This window comes from Morganella sp. TYF_1 (assembly GCF_043105645.1).
GTDB lineage: Bacteria > Pseudomonadota > Gammaproteobacteria > Enterobacterales > Enterobacteriaceae > Morganella > Morganella morganii_B.
Map to the genome: position 1 here is coordinate 88,386 of NZ_JBICLU010000015.1, position 18,995 is coordinate 107,380.

At 48.0% G+C, this 18,995-nt stretch carries 12 protein-coding genes and 6 tRNA genes; 7 read left to right on the forward strand and 11 right to left on the reverse strand.

Going from position 1 to position 18,995, the window contains the following annotated elements; all coding sequences use genetic code 11:
* Positions 1 to 21 precede the first annotated feature (21 nt).
* The 9 genes from ACF8OF_RS05720 to nagB all read right to left on the reverse strand — a co-directional run bounded on the left by ACF8OF_RS05720 (position 22) and on the right by nagB (position 4,134).
* A tRNA-Gln gene (locus tag ACF8OF_RS05720) sits at positions 22 to 96 on the reverse strand.
* Between the two features lie 21 nt (positions 97 to 117).
* Positions 118 to 194 (reverse strand) — tRNA-Met (locus ACF8OF_RS05725).
* Between the two features lie 37 nt (positions 195 to 231).
* Positions 232 to 306: transfer RNA gene (locus ACF8OF_RS05730), tRNA-Gln, on the reverse strand.
* Between the two features lie 48 nt (positions 307 to 354).
* Positions 355 to 429: transfer RNA gene (locus tag ACF8OF_RS05735), tRNA-Gln, on the reverse strand.
* Between the two features lie 39 nt (positions 430 to 468).
* A tRNA-Leu gene (locus tag ACF8OF_RS05740) sits at positions 469 to 553 on the reverse strand.
* Between the two features lie 8 nt (positions 554 to 561).
* Positions 562 to 638, reverse strand: a tRNA-Met gene (locus ACF8OF_RS05745).
* A gap of 190 nt (positions 639 to 828) precedes the next feature.
* Positions 829 to 2,064: an ROK family protein gene (locus ACF8OF_RS05750; protein WP_279797634.1), complete on the reverse strand. Its 1,236-nt coding sequence runs from the start codon at positions 2,062 to 2,064 to the stop codon at positions 829 to 831.
* Positions 2,065 to 2,077: 13 nt separating this feature from the next.
* Positions 2,078 to 3,241: an N-acetylglucosamine-6-phosphate deacetylase gene (gene nagA, locus ACF8OF_RS05755; protein ID WP_392495988.1), complete on the reverse strand. Its 1,164-nt coding sequence runs from the start codon at positions 3,239 to 3,241 to the stop codon at positions 2,078 to 2,080.
* Positions 3,242 to 3,324: 83 nt separating this feature from the next.
* Positions 3,325 to 4,134, reverse strand: coding sequence for a glucosamine-6-phosphate deaminase (gene nagB / locus ACF8OF_RS05760; RefSeq protein WP_354621320.1), 810 nt, complete (start codon positions 4,132 to 4,134; stop codon positions 3,325 to 3,327).
* Positions 4,135 to 4,561: 427 nt separating this feature from the next.
* Here nagB and nagE point away from each other — a divergent pair, with 427 nt between their 5' ends.
* The 4 genes from nagE (at position 4,562) to ACF8OF_RS05780 (ending at position 12,036) form a co-directional block, all read left to right on the forward strand.
* Positions 4,562 to 6,595 (forward strand): N-acetylglucosamine-specific PTS transporter subunit IIBC, encoded by a 2,034-nt coding sequence (gene nagE, locus ACF8OF_RS05765; RefSeq protein ID WP_392495989.1) that lies wholly within the window; start codon positions 4,562 to 4,564, stop codon positions 6,593 to 6,595.
* Positions 6,596 to 6,770: 175 nt separating this feature from the next.
* Positions 6,771 to 8,438: a glutamine--tRNA ligase gene (gene glnS / locus ACF8OF_RS05770; protein ID WP_262860320.1), complete on the forward strand. Its 1,668-nt coding sequence runs from the start codon at positions 6,771 to 6,773 to the stop codon at positions 8,436 to 8,438.
* 308 nt (positions 8,439 to 8,746) lie between these two features.
* A complete protein-coding gene (locus ACF8OF_RS05775; RefSeq protein ID WP_392495990.1) occupies positions 8,747 to 9,160 on the forward strand; it encodes a type III secretion protein in 414 nt (137 codons plus the stop codon).
* A 116-nt stretch (positions 9,161 to 9,276) separates the two neighbouring features.
* Positions 9,277 to 12,036 carry a putative adhesin gene (locus ACF8OF_RS05780; RefSeq protein WP_392495991.1) on the forward strand — a complete coding sequence of 920 codons (2,760 nt, stop codon included), beginning with the start codon at positions 9,277 to 9,279 and terminating at the stop codon, positions 12,034 to 12,036.
* Positions 12,037 to 12,242: 206 nt separating this feature from the next.
* Here the strand turns inward: ACF8OF_RS05780 and ACF8OF_RS05785 are convergent, their stop codons facing one another.
* Both ACF8OF_RS05785 and ACF8OF_RS05790 read right to left on the reverse strand, forming a co-directional pair.
* Entirely contained in the window at positions 12,243 to 12,878 is a 636-nt protein-coding gene (locus ACF8OF_RS05785) for a two component system response regulator (protein ID WP_025153506.1), read from the reverse strand.
* Between the two features lie 43 nt (positions 12,879 to 12,921).
* Positions 12,922 to 15,678 carry a two component system sensor kinase gene (locus ACF8OF_RS05790; protein WP_392495992.1) on the reverse strand — a complete coding sequence of 919 codons (2,757 nt, stop codon included), beginning with the start codon at positions 15,676 to 15,678 and terminating at the stop codon, positions 12,922 to 12,924.
* Between the two features lie 260 nt (positions 15,679 to 15,938).
* Here ACF8OF_RS05790 and ACF8OF_RS05795 point away from each other — a divergent pair, with 260 nt between their 5' ends.
* The 3 genes from ACF8OF_RS05795 to sctD are packed head-to-tail and all read left to right on the forward strand — an operon-like array spanning position 15,939 to position 18,988.
* Positions 15,939 to 16,313 (forward strand): pathogenicity island protein, encoded by a 375-nt coding sequence (locus ACF8OF_RS05795; protein WP_392495994.1) that lies wholly within the window; start codon positions 15,939 to 15,941, stop codon positions 16,311 to 16,313.
* A gap of 7 nt (positions 16,314 to 16,320) precedes the next feature.
* A complete protein-coding gene (locus ACF8OF_RS05800; RefSeq protein WP_392495996.1) occupies positions 16,321 to 17,805 on the forward strand; it encodes an EscC/YscC/HrcC family type III secretion system outer membrane ring protein in 1,485 nt (494 codons plus the stop codon).
* Positions 17,798 to 18,988, forward strand: a complete 1,191-nt coding sequence (gene sctD, locus ACF8OF_RS05805; protein WP_392505292.1) for a type III secretion system inner membrane ring subunit SctD — start codon at positions 17,798 to 17,800, stop codon at positions 18,986 to 18,988. The genes ACF8OF_RS05800 and sctD overlap by 8 nt, the downstream gene beginning before the upstream one ends.
* The last annotated feature ends 7 nt before the right edge of the window (positions 18,989 to 18,995 follow it).

Here is an 18,995-nt window from a genome sequence, read left to right on the forward strand (position 1 = left end):
CAGAGACGGGCTTTCAGAATTTGGCTGGGGTACCAGGATTCGAACCTGGGAATGCTGGAATCAGAATCCAGTGCCTTACCGCTTGGCGATACCCCAAAAGATAGTGGCTGCAAAAGATGGTGGCTACGACGGGATTCGAACCTGTGACCCCAACATTATGAGTGTTGTGCTCTAACCAACTGAGCTACGTAGCCATCTTTTACTGCTTTAACAAAGCCGTTTTTCAGAATATGGCTGGGGTACCTGGATTCGAACCAGGGCATGCCAGGATCAAAACCTGGTGCCTTACCGCTTGGCGATACCCCACCTGAAAAACGACGCCTATCATACTTCATTTTTCCACTGAGTGGAAGATGGCTGGGGTACCAGGATTCGAACCTGGGAATGCCAGGATCAAAACCTGGTGCCTTACCGCTTGGCGATACCCCATCCGGAAATACAATAAGCAACAACGAATGTCACGAGAAATGGTGCGGGAGGCGAGACTTGAACTCGCACACCTTGCGGCGCCAGAACCTAAATCTGGTGCGTCTACCAATTTCGCCACTCCCGCAAAAAAGATGGTGGCTACGACGGGATTCGAACCTGTGACCCCAACATTATGAGTGTTGTGCTCTAACCAACTGAGCTACGTAGCCATCTTTTTTTTGCGTGACCTTCATCGGCGTTGCGGGGCGCATTATGCGGATTACAGCCAAAAGCGTCAACTGCTTTTTGCAGATATTTTGATGAAATCCGTTTGTTTGCCTGCATAATAATCACTTTGAAGATAAACAGAACAAAAAACAGGATAAAATCACAGAGTTGATACATTTATCCGGCAGCAGATTATGCTTGCGGAACCGGTCTGTTTTCCAGAACATGCAGCAGCAGTTCACCGTACAGCATGGCCCGTTTTATCAGGGCAAATGCCCCGATAGCGGAGTTTGGCGGCAGCTGAGAAATCACCACCGGCAGATCCTCACGGAAATTTTTCAGTGACTGCGTATTGATGCAGCTTTGCAGTGCGGGCAGAAGGATGTTTTCAGCCGCGGTTATCTCACCGGCAATCACCACTTTTTGCGGGTTAAACAGGTTTATCGTGATAGCAATGGCTTTTCCGAGGGAATTACCGACCTGTTTTATCACTTCTGCCGCGAGGGCATCCCCCCGGTTAGCGGCACGGCAGATGGCGCGGACAGCGCAGTTATCCGGCGTCAGTTCACTCTTAAACCCCTGAGCCAGCTGATATTTTACCCGGGTTTCAATGGCGGCATCCGATGCGACCGTTTCCAGACAGCCGAAGTTTCCGCAGTGGCAGCGTTCACCGAGCGGGTCGATCTGAATATGACCGATTTCGCCGAGATTACCACGCCGGTTCAGCAGAATCTGGCTGTTGATAATAATCCCCGCCCCGGCCCCCCGGTGAATGCGCACCAGCAGTGAATCCGCGCAATCACGGGTGGCACCGAAATAGTGTTCAGCCAGCGCGAGACTGCGGATATCATGTCCGGCATAGCAGGGCAGTTTAAAATGCTGATGGAGGTTTTCGGTCAGCGGCCAGTCATTGACCGTAATATGCGGCATATAGCGCACAATACCACGATCCGGATCGACCAGGCCGGGCAGAATCACCGCAATGGCGATAAGCTCACGGATACGGCGCTGGTGTGTCTGTCTGAAGTTGTCGATCAGCGCAATGAGTTTGGCTTCCGCATCGGCCTGAGAGGTGGCTTCCAGGGAACAGGTCTCTTCTTCGAGAGCCCGTCCGCTGAGATCAAACAGTGCGATAGTGGCATCATGGCGGCCGAGACGCACGCCGATAGTCTGAAAGGCACGGTGTTCGGAAATAATGGAGATAGCGCGGCGTCCGCCGGTGGATGCCTGCTGATCCACCTCTTTTATCAGGCCGCGCTCAAGAAGCTGACGGGTAATTTTGGTCACGCTGGCAGGTGCCAGCTGACTTTGTTCCGCAATCTGAATGCGTGAAATCGGGCCGGAACGGTCTATCAGGCGGTAAACCACCGCCCCGTTCAGCTGTTTGACTAAATCAATATTACCTATCTGCGGAATTCCGTTACCCATCGGCGTCTTTTACTCATGATGTATGGACCACATTCCCGTTAACGATTGTCATACAGACAGAAAAATCAGCGGTGAAGGCGGTCAGGTTGGCAATGCTGCCGGATTTAATACTTCCCAGTCTGTCCTGAACACCAATTGCCCGTGCCGGATAGAGTGTGGCCATGCGCAGGGTTTCATCCAGCGGGATACCGACATGCTGAACACAGTTTGCCACTGCGCGGATCATGGTGAGTGAGGAGCCACTCAGTGTGCCGTTTTCGTCCACACATAAACCATCACGATAATATATCGTTTTGCCGGCAAAGATAAAATGATCCAGCCCGCTGGTTTTCGGATCAAGCCCTGCCGGTGCAGTGGCATCGGTAACCAGGATCAGCTTGTCGCGCTTGAGGGCTTTACTGTTGCGGATGTTCGGCCAGGAGACATGCAGGCCGTCAGCAATAATTCCGGCATAGATTTCAGCGGTATCATAAATCGCGCCAATCAGTCCCGGCTGGCGGCCGGAAATGTACGGCATGGCATTAAACAGGTGTGTGGAGAGGGTAATGCCGTTTTCAAACCCGGCACGGGACTCTTCATAACTTGCGTTGGAGTGCCCGGAGGAGACCACAATCCCCGCATCCGTCAGTTTGCGGATAACGGCAGGTTCCACCATTTCCGGTGCCAGGGTGAGTTTGGTTATCACATCTGCGTTGTCACACAGGAAATCAATCATGGCGGCATCCGGCTTGCGGATATAGTCCGGATTGTGCGTGCCTTTTTTCACCGGGTTGATATAAGGCCCTTCCAGATGCAGCCCCAGCGCCTGATTTTGATGGTTTTTCAGATAATCACGCATAGTGCTGACACTCAGTTTCATCAGCGAATCGGGGCTGGTGATCAGTGTCGGCAGGAAGCTGGTGCAGCCGGTGCGCTCATTGGCTTTCTGCATAATGTCCAGGGTGCGGACAGTGATATCGTCTTCATTGTCATTAAACTGTACGCCGCCGCAGCCGTTGACCTGCAAATCAATAAATCCCGGGGAGAGGATAGCACCGCCCAGATCACGGGTATCAATTCCGTCCGGTAACTCACTGACCGGGCACACACTGTGGATTAATTCACCGTCAATAATGACCGCGTGGTTTTCCAGACGATCGTGACCGGTATAAATAATGGCATTGGTTAATGCGTACATAACGCCTCCTGGGGGAGAGAATACTGATTTAAAGATAAGACAACACAACAAAAACCGCCCGGATAAAGGGCGGTCAGCATCGGTTATTCAGCAGCAAATTGTTCGATAATGTCAGATTCAAGGTGACAGAAATACTTCAGGGTTTTCACTTTCAGCTCAAGTGTGGCCGGTTCATCACATACCACAATGGCTTTCGGGTGGATCTGCACACAGGTAATCGTCCACATATGATTCACCGAGCCTTCAACCGCCTGCTGTACCGCCATTGCCTTGTTATGACCGGTGGCGAGGATAAGCAGCTCTTTGGCATCCATCAGTGTGCCGACACCCACGGTGAGTGCATACTTCGGTACTTTATTGATGTCATTGTCAAAGAAACGGGAGTTGGCGATACGGGTTTCCGGTGTCAGGGTTTTGACACGGGTGCGTGAGGTCAGTGATGAGCCCGGTTCGTTAAAGGCAATGTGACCGTCATTACCGACACCGCCCATAAACAGCTGCACACCGCCGTAAGCTTTCATCTTCGCTTCGTAGCGTTCACATTCCGCATCGCTATCCGGGGCATTACCATTGAGCAGGTTGATGTTTTCCGCCGGGATATCAATGTGATTAAAGAAATTCTCATGCATAAATGAGTGATAGCTCTGAGGATGGGACGTCGGCAGGCCGATATACTCATCCATATTAAACGTCACCACATGACGGAAACTGACTTTTCCGGCCTGATGCAGGGCGATCAGCGCCTTATAGGTCGCCAGCGGGGTGCCGCCGGTCGGCAGTCCCAGAACAAACGGGCGCTCTGCCGAAGGGCGGAACGCATTGATTTTGTCAGCGATGTACTGTGCGGACCACTGACCGACATCCTGCGCTTTCGCAAGAGGGATTAAACGCATATCGATTCTACCTCATTAAGTTATACCGGGTTATCCGCCCGGTATCTGCTGTGCTGTCTCAGGAAGATCCTTCCTGTCTCATCTATAGCATGAATACCCGGAATTTATTAGTCACGGGTGAGAATACAGCCGCCGGAAAAGATATTTTTTATCTTAAAATAAGTTTTGTGTGACTGCCAGCATTTTAACCATCCGGTGATGAATATTGGTGATAATAATCACAAATCACAGCTATTTAATTTGCGAAGCGAAATAAACTTTTTAGACTGTTACGTATCGCCGGAGTAAAATACATGTTACGCAATCCGGTGAATACTCAGGCCGGTTGTTACACATTCAGATGTACACAAAAAGGCAGCCGCTCATGGCTGTGATAATAATGCAGTAAAACAAAAAGGCCGTTCGTCAGGGCGGCAAGGGGGAGTGAGTGGGTATACTGAACTATCTGCAGCGGATTGGCCGAGCACTGATGGTGCCTGTCGCCACATTGCCGGCTGCGGCAATTCTGATGGGGGTCGGCTACTGGATCGACCCGACGGGCTGGGGTGCGGACAACGTGGTTGCCGCGTTCCTGATTAAATCCGGTGCGGCTATCATTGATAACATGTCAATGCTGTTTGCTATCGGTATTGCGTACGGGATGTCAAAAGACAAAGACGGTGCGGCAGCACTGACCGGTTTTGTCAGCTTTATGGTGGTGACCACCCTGTGTTCCACCGCGACAGTCGGTATGATTCAGGGGATTCCGCCTGAATCCGTTCCGGCAGCGTTCAGTAAGATCAACAACCAGTTTATCGGTATCCTGGTCGGTGTTATTTCCGCCGAACTGTATAACCGTTACAGCAGTGTTGAGCTGCCGCTGGCACTGTCATTCTTCAGCGGCCGTCGTCTGGTGCCGATCCTGGCCTCTTTCGTGATGATCCTGGTGGCAGCGGTGCTGATGTATGTCTGGCCGGTGATTTATGATGCACTGGTTTCCTTCGGTAAGAGCATTAAAGACCTGGGCGCGTGGGGCGCGGGGATTTACGGCTTCTTTAACCGTCTGTTAATTCCTGTCGGTCTGCATCACGCACTGAACTCCGTGTTCTGGTTCAACGTGGCGGATATCAACGATATTCCTAACTTCCTGGCCGGTCAGCAATCTATTGATGCCGGTACCGCAATTCCGGGGATCACAGGCCGTTATCAGGCTGGTTTCTTCCCGATCATGATGTTTGGTATCCCGGGGGCCGCGCTGGCGATTTATCACTGCGCCAAACCGGAAAACAAAGCAAAAGTGGCCGGTATTATGATCGCCGGTGCATTTGCCGCGTTCTTCACCGGTATCACCGAGCCGATTGAATTCTCCTTTATGTTCGTGGCACCGGTACTGTATGTGATCCACGCCTTCCTGACCGGTATCTCCCTGTTTATCGCTGCAACCATGCAGTGGATTTCCGGCTTCGGTTTCAGTGCGGGGCTGGTGGATATGGCGTTGTCCTCACGCAACCCGCTGGCAACCAACTGGTATATGCTGATCCTGCAGGGCCTGGTTTTCTTCGCGCTGTACTATGTGGTGTTCCGTTTTGTTATCACCAAATTCAACCTGTTAACCCCGGGCCGTGAAGCGGCGATGGCAACCAACGACACCGTTGATGGTTACAGTGAGAATGTCAGCACTGATAATAAAAAAGAGGAGAAAAAATCCATCAGCAGCGAAGCGCGTCAGTATATCGCGGCTATCGGCGGTTCAGATAACCTGACCGGTATTGATGCCTGTATCACCCGTTTGCGTCTGACCGTGAAGGACTCGGCGCAGGTCAATGATGCTTATGCGAAACAAATCGGTGCTTCCGGCGTTATCCGTCTGAATAAAGAGAGTGTGCAGGTGATTGTCGGCACCCGTGCCGAACTGATTGCCAATGCCATGCGTGATGTACTGAAAGAAGGTCCGGTTGCAGCCGCTCAGGCAGCCGCGGCAGCTCCAGAAGCTGTGAAAACCAAAGCGCAGGGTGACGGTAACGTGGTATTGACGCTGGTGGCACCATTCGATGGTGAAGTGGTTGATTTATCTGCTGTACCGGATGAAGCCTTTGCAAGTCGTGTTGTCGGTGACGGTATTGCCATCAAACCGGAAAGTGACACCGTATATGCCCCGGCGGCAGGTACTGTGGTGAAAATTTTTGATACCAATCATGCATTCTGTCTGGAAACCGATAATGGTGCGGAAATTATTGTTCACATGGGTATTGATACCGTGAATCTGAACGGCAACGGCTTTACCCGCCTGATTGAAGAAGGCGCACAGGTCGCGGCCGGTGATGCGGTGCTGAAACTGGATCTGGCCTATCTGAACGAACATGCCAAATCAATGATAAGTCCGGTCATCATCAGTAATATCGACGATTATGATCGTGTGGAGATTGTTGCCAAAGGTCTGGTGAAGGCAAACGACTCTGAGCTGTATCACGTCATTAAATAAGTGATTGCGGTTGTGATAATAACGGGAGGCATCTGCTTCCCGTTTTTTTTATCTGTTTTTTGCGCGAAGGTCTCTGTCAGGCTGATATTTCTGTGATCAGGTGGTTGTATATGAGCGCATCATATCGGATGATAGGGGGTTATTAACGCGCATATTGCATTGAGGAATTATGACAATGAACGAGGCTGATGCCCGCCCGACAAACTTTATTCGTCAGATCATTGACGAAGACCTGGCTTCCGGAAAACATACCACGGTTCACACCCGCTTCCCGCCTGAACCGAACGGATACCTGCATATTGGTCATGCAAAATCAATCTGCCTGAATTTCGGCATAGCACAAGACTATCAGGGACAATGCAATCTGCGTTTTGATGACACCAACCCGGTGAAAGAAGATGTGGAATACGTTAATTCCATTGAAAACGACGTCAAATGGCTCGGTTTTCAGTGGAGCGGCAAAGTGTGCTATTCCTCGGACTATTTCGACACGCTGTACAACTACGCCGTTGAGCTGATCAACAAAGGTCTGGCGTATGTCTGCGAATTAAGTCCGGAAGAAATCCGTGAATACCGCGGCACGTTAAAAGAGCCGGGCCGGAACAGCCCGTACCGCGACCGCACCCCGGAAGAGAACCTCGCGCTGTTTGAAAAAATGCGTGACGGCGGTTTTGAGGAAGGTAAGGCGTGTCTGCGTGCCAAAATCGATATGGCATCTTCCTTTATGGTGATGCGTGATCCGGTCATTTACCGTATTAAGTTTGCGACTCACCATCAGTCCGGCGACAAATGGTGCATCTACCCGATGTACGATTTCACTCACTGTATTTCTGATGCGCTGGAAGGGATCACCCATTCACTCTGTACCCTGGAATTCCAGGACAACCGCCGTCTGTATGACTGGGTGCTGGATAACATCACCATTGACTGCCACCCGCGTCAGTATGAGTTCTCCCGCCTGAATCTTGAATACACCGTGATGTCCAAGCGGAAGCTGAATCAGCTGGTGACCGAGAAATTTGTTGAAGGCTGGGATGACCCGCGCATGCTGACCATTTCCGGTCTGCGCCGCCGTGGTTATACCGCTGCCTCTATCCGCGAGTTCTGCCGCCGTATCGGGGTCACCAAACAGGATAACAACGTCGAAATGGCGGCACTGGAATCCTGTATCCGTGATGACCTGAACGAAAGCGCACCACGCGCTATGGCGGTTATCGATCCGGTGAAAGTCGTGATTGAAAACATGCCGGAAGGCGATGTGATGGTCACCATGCCGAATCATCCGAACAAACCGGAAATGGGCAGCCGCGAAGTGCCGTTCAGCCGTGAAATCTGGATTGACCGTGCTGACTTCCGTGAAGAAGCCAACAAACAGTACAAGCGTCTGGTGCTGAATAAAGAAGTGCGCCTGCGTAATGCGTTTGTGATTAAAGCTGAACGTGCGGAAAAAGACAGCGAAGGCAATATCACCACTATTTACTGCACCTATGATCCGGAAACCCTGAATAAAGATCCGGCTGACGGCCGTAAAGTGAAGGGTGTTATTCACTGGGTCAGCGTGAAACACGCGGTACCGGCGGAAATCCGTCTGTATGATCGTCTGTTCAGTGTACCGAACCCGGGCGCGGAAGATGACTTCCTGGCAACGCTTAACCCGGATTCTCTGGTGATCCGTCAGGGCTTTGTGGAGCCGTCACTGGTCGCCGCAGACAGCAGCAAACCGTATCAGTTTGAGCGCGAAGGGTATTTCTGTGCTGATGCCAAATTATCCTCAGCGGATAAATTAGTCTTTAACCGGACTGTCGGCCTGCGTGATACCTGGGCAAAAATGGAAAGTAAATAACAGATAACAGGCTGTCACTGTGACAGCCTTATATATAAGTTAACCGTTTTCTGCCTGTAAAACGCCTGATGAATATCATCAGGCGTTTTTTTTTCAGAGCCTGAAACGTTACGAAAACTGAATAAAGGTCAGTCTTTTGCCTTATGTGTATTTGTATATTCGCACGTTAGAATAGATTTTCTTTTATCCCGGGATGAAATATATAAAACGAAAAATACAGATATTGAATTATCTTAATATATTATTTCCGGTTTACCTTTCTGTGTGGTTCTATCCTGAACGACGCTTAATAACGATTAAGGTATTATATGTCTATGAATTTAGCGGGTTTAATTAGCTCAGCCATTCGTTATATTGGCCGGGGAGATACTTTACCTGTAAACACACAACTTGATAATCATTCAGCAATTACGCTCTACCTGGGAAATGCGAAATGTATTCATGTAATGACAATTGATGACACACCTGTGATATGGAGTGTTATTTGTGAATATAAGAGAGTCGATACCCGGAGCATAAGTGAATCGTTGTTATCAGTGATGAACAATTACTCGCCATTTTTTCACTTCGGTCAGCCGGCGTTAGTGAATATTGATGGTAATATTGAATTACGGGCAACATTCTCATTACTGGCTTTAAAAAATGAGGAGACAATGGCAGCAGCAATAAATGATTATGCGTTGGTTATGGAAAACATCTTTAAAATATATAATATCAATTAACCCTCTTATCAAATAACTTTTCAACACGTTCGTCCGGTACTGTTAATGATAATATTTCAGTAACTCGTCATTTCTGAAGGTTATTCTTCTGCCCCCTGTTAATGAAAGATTAAATAATGAAATTATTGACAAATAGTAAAAGTATACCCACTACAGCACAAAATCACCGAATAGCTATGGGGAATCGAGCTAACTATATTTCTGATAAATACATCAAAGAAATTGGTGGTAATAATAAATTAGCCGGGATTGGCCCCCGGTTAGGTAAGACTCCGGGGCTGAATTCAGATAATATAAATCAGCAACAAACAGTATATGCAATGCTAATGCTGGTTAATATGTCATCGTTAGCTAATACATCAGTCACCCCTTCAGCTGGCACAATATCTGAAAGTAACAAAACGACGTTTGGTGATAGTTATACTATGCCTGGATCAAATGTTACCACTAATAATAGCAAGTATGACTCATCCATGCTAAATACGTTATATAAAGTAGAACAGGATGCGAAAAATAATATTGATGTATATCACCACAGGTCTAAACGTTATTTATTCAATCATGATAAAAAAACTGTGAAATTGAGAAAACATAATTATGACGATATTGTGACTTTTTTCAATAAAAAGGATACTAATCAATCAAATTTATCAGAAACTGAAAAGCATAAAAGAGCCTGTTCTGATTTCATTACATCTTCCAATCAAAATGATAAAAATAATAAGGATTATTTATTTTGCAGATTGAAACTTTTTATAAAAAATCATAAAAAATTCAAACAACTGGATGACTATGACTTAGCGGTCTGTTTTTTGTCGAAAAATAAATTTGAACATTTAAATATGTTTGAATATTTAAAAACAGAAGAATCAGAAAAGTACCCAAGACTTGATAAGTTCTCATTGAAAAAAATAACAGTACTTACCAATAAGAACATTACAAGCGATATTAATCTGAAAGTTTATAATCTGGTTACCGGAAAAAGAAATTTAGCTGAATTTATTCCTTTTATTGAACAAAGAGGAAATACACCGGATGAAATGAAATTTTATGATACGTATCATCTTTATAAAAATGCAATTTCCGGGTATTCTGCCGGCATGAAGAAAGATAAAGTTATGCTTGTATCTCATATTCGTGTGGTTTCTGATGAACTTTATGCAACAGATAAATCAAACACCAAGCGCATAGAATATCTTAAGGTCGAGTTGTATCATTTAACAAAACTACTCCATAACAGAATTGATATTGAATTCAGACCATTGCTTGTAACGTCTGTTTTAAAAAATGGATATTATTATCCACCTTTTGAAGAAATATCTGCCGGGATAATACTTGAAAAGGTAGTTCGTGATATACAATCTATTCCTGATAGCTATAAAGTTATTTATGGTCCTGCATATCAGGCAAGAAAATCGCTTTTAGCTTACGCGCTATATATTTGCGGGATAAGTTCAAAGGCATCTTTTGATAATTCAATATTTAATGAAAGAGATAATAATGGAAATCGGGTAATGAGTGATCAGGATACGTATGAATATCTGATTAATAAAATGACTGGTTTCGTATCAACGCCGGGAAGTAATATACTGCAGGAAGTCGCACAACATTACTTCTATTCTGTTAGTGTGACGCTGGGATATTTACCTAATCCGGATATATTCCTGAATGTACGTGATGGTGAGGAAAAAAAACTGAAAGATTTCACTCTGAGGGATAAGGCTGACTCTCTGAGATATTATTTAAGTCAGGATATAGACATTGCAAAAATAAGAGTGCGTCAGCAACTGGATTATTTTTTATCTATTGCATCTCTTATTGCTATGTTTTCAAATATAATAAATGATGTGGAGTCAATGTATACCAGCCGAAGAAACCTGATTCTACCCGGTATGGATTCAAATGACGATAAAGGTAATAATCGAATTGAGAGGCCAAATAAGGCTGATTATAACCCGCAGTATCAATCTGATGTGAGTAGTGAATACGCCAGCCGTAAAAATAAAGCCATAGGAAAAATAATCGCCTTAGACAAATTAAAAAAAATAGATGTGATTGAGGAATCGTGTGGTCCATTAAAAGTATGGACTCAAGAAAATAAAAGGGCTGACACACTGGTATTGAGTGGACATGGATGGTATCTGACACACGATAATAACCTTAATTTTGGTTTAATACCTAAAGATAAAGACATTATTTTTCTCGGTCCGAATAAGGACAAACTACTTGAAGCGGAAGAACAATTTGGCCGCTCCGCCACCGAATCATTATTTGCATCGGGTCAATACCCGGAAATACATACCCGCATAACATCAGAGGGTATACAGGTATTGAAAAAAACAATGGGAGAGGCTTCGTTAGATGAAGTGAAAAACTATAGAATTAAATATTACGAAAAAACACCGGATGAGGAATATATTGCTGCAGTAAAAGATAACAGAATTAATTTTAAAGATAATTTAATGGTGGATTTTTCATCAGTGAGTGAATTTGAAGAAGAAAAAAAATTAAGCGATATAGTGAAATTAATGAAACCGGGTAAATCTATAGCGCATTACAAAAGTATTGTTTTTTACGCATGTCGTGAATATAAGGGCTCGGGAACGCTGAGATCAGCAGCATCAACATCAGGACTGGGTGGTGGCTATAAGATAAAATTTACAGAAACACCTTTATCTATGCAGGGAAAACCGGAAAGAAAAGAAAGAGATACCTTAGAAAACGCGGTATCATCTGATGATTTGAGTTTTGACGGTCTGGTGATTATTGATAAATATACGGTAACTATCGGGGAATGGACTAACGATGAGGAACCTGTGCTTAATTATACCGCAGATATAGCAAGAGTCGCACCTTACAAAAACAGAACGCGGTAAATAAAGGCCTGCAGGCGCGTCAGGAAGTTTGTGTCATTCCGGTAATATTGGCGGGTTCTGATACAGGCGGACACTTTTCAGCCTTAAAACGCCCGATGAATCTCATCGGGCGTTTTTATATTTTAACAAAACAGCGGAAAGCGATCAGTCATCCGCCGTTATATCCGGGCGGTCTGAGAGTGCTGTAATACCCGAAATATAGTCCGTTATTCAATCAAACCCAGTCGTCGTGCGCAGATAAGTAACTCGGTGATTTTATGAACGTCGAGTTTTCGCATAATATTTAACCGATGCGTTTCCACTGTTTTAACGCTGATGCACAGCCGCTCAGCGATAAGCCGGTTGGTAAAACTATCGGCAATAAGTTTGAGAATTTGCCGTTCGCGCGGCGTGAGTATTTCCGTGCAATCATTTTTGGTGCGAAGCGCGGTCTCAATGGCTTCCCGGTTCAGCGCGGGGTCGATATAGTATTTTTTTACGGCAACGCTTTGTAATGCTGCTAACAGCACCTGACGGCTGCTGTTTTTCATCACATAACCCATCGCACCCGCACTTAGCGTGCGTATTGCCATCGTTTCTTCCATATGGGCGGTATAGGCCAGAATTGCCGTGTGGGGTAACCGGCGAAGCAGCTGCGGGATAAGATCCAGCCCGTTAATGCCGGGCAAGCCCAAATCAAGTACCACAATATCCGGTTCATGGATACGGCAGGCATTGTAAGCCTCCAGACCATCATCAATGTGGGCGACCACCTGAAAGCGGGGATAGGGGGAGAGCAGATTAATGATCCCATTCACAATCAGTTCATGGTCGTCGATAAGCAGGATTTTATGATCGTGCATGTGTATTACCTCTTGATAGACGGCCTCATTGGCCGGCACTGATTTATGCATCCAGTGCTGAATTCAGAATGTGGCGAAATTCGGTAATTTCCTCCTTAGCTAAAGTCAGGCCATGCTGTACGCGATTTTCCATATCAATGATGCTGCAAACCAGAGGCGTTAATCCCGCCTGACCGAGGCAACCTTTCAGGGTATGCAGCAACGTGCTTGTTTTGGGCAGGGAGCCCAGGTTGTGCTCCAGTTCACAAAGTAATAAATGCAGTGAGTGGCGTATTTTGCGGCGCATAGCGTCATCGTCCATGGGAAGCAGTGCATGCCCTGAGCTGTAATCCTGCTCCTGAAGCGTGATATCGCGCTCAAGCTGGTATTCCGCCGCAATGGAAATCGCATTGGCCAGTTGGTTGATATATACGGGTTTGGTCAGATAATGCTGCATTCCGGCTTCTTTGCTGCGGCTTATTTCCTCCGGCGTGGTATTCGCCGAGAGTGCAATAATCATGCAGTGAGGATCGTGATTCAGAGCGTCCTGACGCCAGCGCTGGGTGCATTCCATTCCGTCCGTCTCCGGCATACGAATGTCCATTAACACCAGGTCAAATCGCTGCTGCCGGCCTAATGCCAGTGCTTCTTCGCCGCTCTCTGCCAGGGTAAATTGCTGACCGAGTGAAGCCAGCATCATACCAAAAATATCCCGGTTGATAGCGGCGTCATCAACCAGCAAAATATGTAATCTCCAGGGCTGTACCGGAAGCGGAGCGGTATCCTCACTCACCACACCGGAAAGTGCGCGGACAACGGTTTCACGCAGCTTCCCGGGAAGGAAACAAAGATCATCGGCACTAAATACATTTTCTTGTCTGGCTATTTCACACGTCAGCCCCCAGGCGCAGAGCTGGCGATGCAGAACCAGCGGTGCGGCAATGTTACCCGCCAGGGGTTCGGGAGGCTGATATTTGCCGAGCGGAAGCAGCAGAGATATGCAGGTACCAAATTTCGGTGTACTGCGTATTTCAAGCCATCCTCCCATCATTTTTGCGAGGGTGGATGAAATTGTCAGGCCAAGCCCCGTCCCCTGACTGTGTCCCTTACCCTTACTCTGGAAAAAAGGCTCGAATACCGCTTTTTGATCGGCAGGTGTTATACCTTGTCCGCTGTCGCTCACGGCGAAAATCAGAAAATCACCGATGCGTTTAACGCTGAGGTAAATGGCACCTTTATCGGTAAATTTGAGGGCGTTTCCCAGCAGATTAACCAGAATCTGCCGCAGGCGGATCTTGTCCGCCCCGAATACCAGCGGCACCCGGTGACCGACAAATGTTTTCAGTGTTAATCCTTTGCTTTGCCCCGGTCCCTGGATGGTATGCATCGCCTGATCCAGCAGCGGGAGTATCGGGGTGTCTTCGATATGCAGTGATAGCTGTCCCGATTCAATGCGTGTGAAGTCGAGCAGATTGTTGATGATGCTGAGTAACGAAAGCGTACATTGGCTCGCCGTCGTGGATAGCTGTGACTGCTTTTCACTCATCGGGGTTAGCTGCAGAAGTTCGAGAGCGCCCAGAATCCCGCTCAGCGGTGTTCTCAGCTCATGGCTTATCGTCGTCAGATGGCTGCTTTTGCGCTTATTGGCCTGTTCGGCCAGCTGTTTGGCTATCGTCAGTTCACGGGTGCGTTCGGCAACCGTATTTTCCAGGCTGTCGTATTGTTTGTGCAGGGCATCAAGCAGCAGGTTATAGGTGCGGGCAATGCTTCCCAGCTCGTCATGACGGTTTTCCGGCAGCCGGGCGGAAAGTTTGCCGGGCCCGGTTTTCTCAATGATGCTGACGAAGTCCCGCAACGGGCGGGCCAGATAGCGGTGAAGCAGCCAGAACAGCATCATCGCCAGCAGCAGCAGAGTCGTCAGGGCAAAAGGCAACTGCTCCGCCACGATGTTAAGCGTGTGTTTTAGCATCCCGCTTGTCGGGTACAGGATAAGCTGTTGCCAGCCGGGACCTTTTAGTTCGCTGCGAAGCACCAGATAGCCCGGGATCTGCTGCCATCCGTCGTGGAGAGAGACATTCAGCAACTGTTTTTGCAGAATTTCGCTGTTGTTTTCCGCAAGAGCAGAGAAGGGCAGAATCTGATTGTGTTTATCAAGCCAGAGATTGATGCTCCCGCCGGAAACGTTATGGTCATAGGAGGGCAGATCATCAAGTTTAACCGCTAAACCCACCAGAATGTCATGAGAGCCTGCCGCCGCGACAGAGACGCTCCAGCCGGCGCCGGGGATATATTCCGGTTTACCCCAGAACAGATTATGATGCGTTGCGCGGCGCGGAAATTGCCACAGCTCATTTTGTCTGTGAATAAGATAATCGGGCGAATGATGGAGCGGAGGCAGAAGATAAATACCATAGCCCCGGTCAAGAATAAAGCTATCAAGATAGTATGTCTGGCCTGCAGTACCATAAATCTGAATGAAACTCATATCCTTAGCCTGCTTATCCTGCGGCGTACCGGTACCGGTACCGGTATTGAAAGGGAAATAACGACACTCGCTTTTTGCGGTAAGAGGTGTATCTGCCGGTACATAGTGACGGTAGAGCTGGGCGAGCGCCAGCGCATCTCTTTCCGCACCCTGAAATCGATAGTTGCTTAACGCCATTCGCAGGCGCGATATATGGGATAAATTTTCAATAACCCGCTGTCTGTCGTTATTTAGTGAAATATAGGTAGTGATGGATATAGTAATCAACCAAATGATTAGCAAACCAATAGATATCAGTAATGTTAATCTTCCCACCAGGGAATGCTGATTTTTCATTGATTGTTATCCTTGTGCTATTTCACAATACAAAATGTCATCAGATCTGTGATGTCAAAATATAAATGTATCAGTCTTATCCCCGATTCAGGTAAAAAAATCTAATTAATATAGAGCGTAATAAATATCGGGTAAAAATATTGTGTGAATTTGTAAGTGAATATGATGGCAAGATGCAGAGGAAAAAATATCAGGTTTTTTGCTGATGTGCGCTCAGGTGGTTCTGAACGACTATAAACACAGTTCAGGAGGCTTGATCTATGTTTGATAAATTAAAAAAAATCCCTGAAGTCGAGCAGTTACGCATTGCACCTGATAGCGCAATTATATTGATGATATTAGAGGGCAGAATGGCGCGCGGATATTTGTGTTCGCGGTCTTTGGTTTTGTCAGTTTTTATTGACAATACTGATAACCTTCTTCCTGAAACCGTGAAGTATATCACTCTGTTACTTGCGGCCTGCCCGGAAACTCATGATTATGCATTGCAGTTAATACCCGATGGCGGGTGGCTGAGCTGTTATTATGACAAAAATATATCAGCTGAAAAAATGGCCACCGACATTGAAAAGCATCTGGCGCTGACACGATATTTGGCAAACGTAATCGTCAGTCAGAAAAATAGTAAGATGTGAGGCCGGTATGAAAATAAAAAGAAGGGTGGTATTTCCGGCGCTGTTTTTTTGTTTATGTACTCACGCGCAAACCTTCTCCCGTAAGGGCGATAATTTTTCGCTGCGTACCCGGGAAATGTCACTGGTATCGCTGTTGCAAAATTTAGCGGAAAACGCCGGCACGCCTGTGGTCATCGACCCGGCAATTACAGAAACATTCAGTGGCACGATCCCGCCTGCTTCTCCTGATAAAATTCTGAACAAATTAGCCATACAATATAGCTTAGTAACCTGGTTTGATGGTTATACGCTGTTTGTTTACCCCTCATCACGTGTGGCGCATAGCGTCATTCCCCTGAAAACGCTGCCGGCCGGTAACTTTATCCGTTATCTGCGTAAACGGGACGTGCCGGAAAAAAGCAGCTGTGAAGCGCGCACCATCCCCGGTGTTAATGCTGTTGATATCAGCGGGGTTCCCGCCTGCACCGCGCGTATTACTCAGCTGGCGTCAATGCTGGATGGAGAGATGACCCGCCGCCGGGATGATACCGTCAGTCTTGTGGTGTTCCCGCTCAAATATGCCACGGCGGTGGATGATCAGTACCAGTACCGCGATCAAAATGTCGTCGTCCCCGGGATAGTCAGTGTACTGCGTGATATGAGTCGTGGCAGTGCGCCGGTCGCTGCCGGCAGTTCAGCCGCAACACAGGGATTACCGATGTTTTCCGCCGATCCGCGGCAAAACGCCGTCATTGTGCGGGATCGTGCGGTCAATATGGCGGGTTACCGCAAACTCATCAGTGAGCTGGATAAACGACCACAGATGATAGAAATCTCGGTCACGATTATTGATGTTGATGCCGGCGATATCAGTCAGCTCGGTATTGACTGGAGTGCGGCGCTTTCTCTCGGCGGCGGCTCTGTCACCGTTAACGGCCCTGACAGTAACACCGGCGGGGGATTTTCCACTGTCATCAGCAACACGCCGGGCTTTATGGTGCGGCTGTCGGCACTCGAGAAAAATTCCCATGCCTATATTTTGTCGCAGCCGTCCGTGGTGACGCTTAATAACATCCAGGCGGTACTGGATAAAAACATCACCTTCTACACCAAATTGCAGGGTGACAAAGTCGCAAAACTCGAATCTATCACGACAGGATCGCTCCTCAGGGTAACCCCGCGGCTGGTGGACGAACAGGGCAGGCAGAATATTATGCTGAGCCTTAATATCCAGGATGGTCAGCAAAACCCGCCCCTGAGTCAGGATGAACCGTTACCGGAAGTACAAAACTCTGAGATAGCCTCTCAGGCCACACTCCGTCCGGGGCAGAGTCTGCTGCTTGGGGGATTTAAACAGGATAAACAGACGCAGACGCAGAATAAAATCCCGTTACTTGGCGATATACCGATTGTCGGGCATTTGTTCAGCAGCGAACATAATGAGACCCACAGTGTTATCCGTCTGTTTCTTATCAAAGCCACGGTAGCCAATAGTGATAACAGCCATGGATAACGAGTGGAAAATCCGTTTACTCGGCGGCGTGCTGCACGGACGTGAAGTCTGTCTGGCCGGCGGGTCTCTTTCGGTCGGCGAGCGCGGTTGTGATCTCTGTATTCCGTTGCACGGCGGTGACAGGCTGGAATTCACCGCAACACCGGCAGGACTGATGATCAATACAGAGGGCGCGCCGGTGCGGATTAATGGCCGCCGGCATCAGGCCGGTAAGCCATTACCCGGGGAGGGCGTGGTACAGGCTTTGGGGCTGACGATGGCGTTTGGTCAGCATCATGCTGATTTAGCCCGCTACCCGCTTCGTCGCACACGATCAGCCCTGTTATGCGGGATGGTGCTCGCGTGTCTGATATTGACGGGGACTTCCGCGTTGATCCTGATGAATAACGGGAATCTGCCGCCACCGCAGCCGGTGACTTCCCGGGTGACAGAACTGTTGCGGCAAACCGGATTGACACAGATCACGGTAACCCGGGAAAAGAACGGCACACTCCGGCTCTCCGGCTACTGTGAGAAGAGCGAGCGCCTGCAAAGCGTGCGTCTGACGCTGGGCGAATGGGGGGTGATGTACCGGGATCATGTGGTGTGCACCGATCAGCTTATCAGACAGGTCCGGGATGTCCTGACCCGGGCAGGGTATGACGAGGCAGAAATCACCAGCAGCGCACCGGGAGAGATCAGCATTAACGCCGGTATCATGATGGGAAAGCGCTGGGCGGGTATTCAGCAGCAGCTGATGGCGATCCCCGGTCTGAAACATCTGCATATCGAAAACCGTCATGAAACTCAAATCAACGCGTTGATTGACAGCCTGTTACAGCAGGGGCTGGCAGAAAAAGTCAGCGTAACCTCAGTGGATCAGGCTTTCGTCATCAGCGGCATACTGAATAGGGATGAGCGGCAATCGTTGAACGCTATTCTGGTGCAATTGCGTCAGCAGTTCCCCGGGATCGCGCTGAGTTACCAGAATGTGGCATCGTCCGGCGAGGGCAGCCAGCGTCTCCCTTCGCCGGTCGTCGCTGTTATCCGTGGTCAGCAGGGGCTCTACCTGCTGCTGAAAAATGGTGAGCGCCTGAGGACGGGAAGCCGGCTGCCACAGGGCGGGGAAGTTGCTGCCCTGACAGACGAGGCAGTAACGATAAGATTTCCTGACGGACTGATTAACTATTCTTTTGGTTTTTGAGCCTGTA

Bases quoted from the DNA above. Each gene is read 5' to 3' on its own strand.
- ACF8OF_RS05775 (WP_392495990.1), top strand. From the start codon at position 8,747: ATGTCTATGAATTTAGCGGGTTTAATTAGCTCAGCCATTCGTTATATT.
- ACF8OF_RS05800 (WP_392495996.1), top strand. From the start codon at position 16,321: ATGAAAATAAAAAGAAGGGTGGTATTTCCGGCGCTGTTTTTTTGTTTA.
- ACF8OF_RS05790 (WP_392495992.1), bottom strand. From the start codon at position 15,678: ATGAAAAATCAGCATTCCCTGGTGGGAAGATTAACATTACTGATATCT.
- glnS (WP_262860320.1), top strand. From the start codon at position 6,771: ATGAACGAGGCTGATGCCCGCCCGACAAACTTTATTCGTCAGATCATT.
- ACF8OF_RS05780 (WP_392495991.1), top strand. From the start codon at position 9,277: ATGAAATTATTGACAAATAGTAAAAGTATACCCACTACAGCACAAAAT.
- ACF8OF_RS05795 (WP_392495994.1), top strand. From the start codon at position 15,939: ATGTTTGATAAATTAAAAAAAATCCCTGAAGTCGAGCAGTTACGCATT.
- sctD (WP_392505292.1), top strand. From the start codon at position 17,798: ATGGATAACGAGTGGAAAATCCGTTTACTCGGCGGCGTGCTGCACGGA.
- nagB (WP_354621320.1), bottom strand. From the start codon at position 4,134: ATGCGTTTAATCCCTCTTGCGAAAGCGCAGGATGTCGGTCAGTGGTCC.
- nagA (WP_392495988.1), bottom strand. From the start codon at position 3,241: ATGTACGCATTAACCAATGCCATTATTTATACCGGTCACGATCGTCTG.
- ACF8OF_RS05785 (WP_025153506.1), bottom strand. From the start codon at position 12,878: ATGCACGATCATAAAATCCTGCTTATCGACGACCATGAACTGATTGTG.
- ACF8OF_RS05750 (WP_279797634.1), bottom strand. From the start codon at position 2,064: ATGGGTAACGGAATTCCGCAGATAGGTAATATTGATTTAGTCAAACAG.